This is a genomic window from Vibrio sp. 10N.222.48.A3, assembly GCF_041475345.1.
GTDB classification, from domain to species: Bacteria; Pseudomonadota; Gammaproteobacteria; order Enterobacterales; family Vibrionaceae; genus Vibrio; species Vibrio tasmaniensis_A.
In genome coordinates this window covers 1-3,467 of sequence record NZ_JBFRVX010000899.1, presented here as the reverse complement: position 1 = coordinate 3,467, position 3,467 = coordinate 1, and the positions used below count along the sequence as shown (strand labels likewise).

General features: G+C 43.8%; 5 protein-coding genes. 4 read left to right on the top strand and 1 reads right to left on the bottom strand.

What is annotated here, in order from left to right; translation table 11 throughout:
- The 4 genes from AB4653_RS21590 to AB4653_RS21575 all read left to right on the top strand — a co-directional run.
- On the top strand, positions 1-640 hold a 640-nt coding region (locus tag AB4653_RS21590; protein ID WP_372105308.1), incomplete at its 5' end, for a GNAT family N-acyltransferase.
- A 71-nt stretch (positions 641-711) separates the two neighbouring features.
- Positions 712-1,278, top strand: a complete 567-nt coding sequence (locus AB4653_RS21585) for a Crp/Fnr family transcriptional regulator (RefSeq protein ID WP_017067547.1) — start codon at positions 712-714, stop codon at positions 1,276-1,278.
- A gap of 57 nt (positions 1,279-1,335) precedes the next feature.
- Complete coding sequence (locus AB4653_RS21580) at positions 1,336-1,788, top strand: GNAT family N-acetyltransferase (RefSeq protein ID WP_102257877.1); 453 nt, start codon at positions 1,336-1,338, stop codon at positions 1,786-1,788.
- Positions 1,788-2,636, top strand: coding sequence for a DMT family transporter (locus AB4653_RS21575; RefSeq protein WP_012604900.1), 849 nt, complete (start codon positions 1,788-1,790; stop codon positions 2,634-2,636). The genes AB4653_RS21580 and AB4653_RS21575 overlap by 1 nt, the downstream gene beginning before the upstream one ends.
- Before the next feature lie 59 nt (positions 2,637-2,695).
- Here AB4653_RS21575 and AB4653_RS21570 read toward each other — a convergent pair whose 3' ends face one another.
- Positions 2,696-3,274, bottom strand: a complete 579-nt coding sequence (locus AB4653_RS21570; protein ID WP_102257878.1) for a LysM-like peptidoglycan-binding domain-containing protein — start codon at positions 3,272-3,274, stop codon at positions 2,696-2,698.
- Between the last annotated feature and the right edge of the window lie 193 nt (positions 3,275-3,467).

The window sequence follows — 3,467 nt, the reverse complement described above, 5'->3', positions numbered from 1 at the left end:
ACTTGGTATGGTCGACAAGTTGATCGCTGAGCACGGGCTTGACCAACTCTATTCCCGTAGTCTGTTTAACTACAATCAAGAATTCATCGATACCCTAGACAACAGTATCGAGCTTGGGCGTTCTGTAGTGAGCAAGCCTTATCAAAAGAGCCTTAACTCACTATTACTATTGTGGAAAGGTATCGCGGCCTTCGTGTATCGTCATCCTCAATACACTCACCTATTCGGCCCAGTCAGTATCAGTAATGATTACAGCCACAATGCGCGTCTGTTGATTGCGACGACCTTATCGATACATCATTATGACGAAGAAAAAGCAAACCTGGTTTCTCCTTCTTCACCACTCAATACCAGTAATCATGTGTTCTGGCAAAATCATCTGTTATCGTCATTGGCGAGTGTTCCTCTGCTCTCTAAAGTGTTAGCGCGTATGGAGCAAGGAAAAGGCCTGCCAGTACTACTCCGCCAATACCTAGGGATGAACGGTAAGTTGGTGTGCTTTAACGTCGACCCATCATTTAATGATGCTCTGGATGGCTTGATTGTGGTTAACCTTAAGAAAGTACCACTGAAAACTCTTGGTAAATACATGGGTAGAGAACTTGCTCAAGATTATCTAGCACAGCACGCTCGACGCTGATTTAGCCCGCTCTGTACCTAAACTCAAATAAGTGCGATGATTTCGACACTTATTTGGGTTAGGTTATTTCCATGCACACCTCTTTTATCGAACAACTACAAAGCTTCGACTTCTCTGAAAGTCAGATTGAATCTCTATTAGCCGTCGCGAAACCACTTGAGCTACCAACCAGACACATCCTGATCAATCAAGGTGAAATGGCGAGTTCAATCTACTTTGTACTTGAAGGCTTGTGCCACGCTTGTTATCTCACTGATGACGGCAAGCAATACAGCAAAGAGTTCTACTGGGAACAAGATTGGATCATCGGCTTTGAGAGTCTGATAAAAAACCAAGCGTCCCCTTACCTATTAGAAACGCTCACACCAATTACTATGTTAGAACTGCCAATGAACGCAGTTATCGAGTGGCGCGCATCAAACAACCCTTTGTATTTAAAGTTATTAGAAACTCAGCTGATGCATAAGGAAAACAAAGAACGCTTTATGCTGCTCTATACTCCAGAGCAACGCTATCAACTTTTCTGCGAACATTATCCCGACCTTGAACAGCGCTTGAACGACAATCAAATTGCTGCTTACCTCGGTATAACCGCGATCAGCCTGAGCAGAATCAAAGGTCGAATTAACAATAGTTAATGCCAACAATCATCGCACATAGTACATTCAGGGCATCGATAACCTCTGGATGTAAACATGATCACTTGGCACTCAATTCCCTTCTCTGAACTTTCAACACAACAGCTTTATCAACTACTTAAATTACGAGTAGATGTGTTCGTCGTTGAGCAAAATTGCCCTTATCCAGAGCTCGATGGTAAAGATACACTCGCAGGTGTTGAACACTTGCTTGGCTATGCTGATGAAGAGTTAGTGGCGTGTGCACGCTTGTTACCACCAGGAACTTCTTACGACTACACGAGCATCGGCCGAGTGGCGACTAAGCAATCGGCAAGAGGCGATGGTTTAGGGCATCAATTGATAAAAGAAGCGTTAACACGCTGTGAGGCTCTTTGGCCGAGCACGACTATCGATATTGGTGCGCAACAACACCTAGAAAACTTCTATGCGAGCCACGGCTTCAAAACGATCTCTGAGATGTACTTGGAAGACGATATTCCGCACGTTGATATGAGATTAGAGAAGTGATGTCGAATATCACTGTCGGTATCCTATTGCTGATTGCAGGTAACTTGTTTGCCTCGCTTTCCGACGTAGCGGTAAAACTGTTGAATGGCGAAGTGCCACCTCTTCAGTATATTTTTTTCCGACAGTTGATATCTCTGCTCATCATCACCCCTTTGTGGCTACAGCAGAAAAAGGAACAACGACGCTTACAGCAAGCCAAAGTGACCATCATACGCGGACAGCTAATACTAATTGGCAGTGGATGTATGGTTGTCGCGATTACCCACTTATCTTTGGCTACCGCCAACGCTGTATTTTATGTCGCGCCCTTATTGATGCTGCCTCTATCTATGTTTCTACTGAAAGAGCAACCAGCACTTGGCAAGGTCATCGCCACCACTATCGGTTTTATTGGTGCATTGATTGTCTTGAGGCCATCGCAATTTCATTGGGCTGCATTGTTTGCATTAGGCACAGCTCTGACGCTCGCACTGTTCAATGTATTGGTAAGAAAGCTTCCGAGTGAGCAAACGGTGATCACTACGCTGTGGTGGACAACGTTATTCTCTATTCCAGCATCATTGGTACTGTGCTTCCTATACTGGCAACCGGTATCGGTGGAGCATTTGGGATACATAGCACTCAGTGCAACGTTAATCTTGAGTTACAACGGCCTTGCGGTTGCTGCCTACCAAAAAGCACACTCTAGCCAAATTGCCTTGGCTGAGTATTCAGGACTGGTGTTTGTCGCGTTAATAGGTGCAATATGGTTTGATGAGATACCAGATACGTTAACCTTTATCGGTATTATGCTCATCATCTTGCCACTCGCCCCTTTCAAGCGACCAAAAAAAAGAGCTAATGCTTAGCTCTTTTCTATCGTTTATATGTGTCTGGTGAAGTGCTTTAACTCAGGTTCACTATTCATCTATTTACTGCGACCAAAGCCACCATCTGATAACCGGAAAAACATCACCGAAGTATTGCCTTTCTCAAGCTGAAGAATGTCTAGTTGCCCAGTCTCGGCTAGTTTGAATCGAACCAGCTGGCCTTTACGAATCTGGCTAAGCGGCTTGTCTGCACCTTCAATACGAACCAAAGCGTTAAGATCAGACAGCGGTAGATCATTATTTCGGAACACTTGAGCTAACGTATCTCCTTGCTTAACAAGATACTCTTGCCAACTGGTTGGCTCAGAAGAATTACTTTTAGCATTTTTCTGCTCGCTTAAGCCAACAGTATTTATCTCAAGCTCAACACGAGATGTTGCTGGTGCGTTGTCTACTTTAGGCTCTGGTAGCGGTGCAAACAATAAGATTAATATGATCGGCGAAATCACCATCAATAATTTCTGGTGTAATTTCGGCAATGATCCCCAAGTTTGCACTGTTGAGGTTTTCATTTTCTTTAGATCGATCGAGCTTAGTTTCTCTTTGACCTGATTCAGTCGGTCCTTGAACTCTGCTAAGTGGTCTACTTTCTGTTTTTTCTTTTGACGACGATTCATGCCACTGCGTCCTATACATTGAATAACTACAGTATAAAAACCAAAGTACCAACAGTATAGATCTTTCCGCGACAACAGAGAGCAAAGCAAGAAAATTGACATAGCTGTGATTTGGACACGGTAAAGCGTAAGTGATCAGAGGCTAGCCGTTTATTCAGGCTGCTAATACTGGTATTCTTACCCTTTTAGTACT

Bases quoted from the DNA above. Each gene is read 5' to 3' on its own strand.
- AB4653_RS21585 (WP_017067547.1), top strand. From the start codon at position 712: ATGCACACCTCTTTTATCGAACAACTACAAAGCTTCGACTTCTCTGAA.
- AB4653_RS21580 (WP_102257877.1), top strand. From the start codon at position 1,336: ATGATCACTTGGCACTCAATTCCCTTCTCTGAACTTTCAACACAACAG.
- AB4653_RS21575 (WP_012604900.1), top strand. From the start codon at position 1,788: ATGTCGAATATCACTGTCGGTATCCTATTGCTGATTGCAGGTAACTTG.
- AB4653_RS21570 (WP_102257878.1), bottom strand. From the start codon at position 3,274: ATGAATCGTCGTCAAAAGAAAAAACAGAAAGTAGACCACTTAGCAGAG.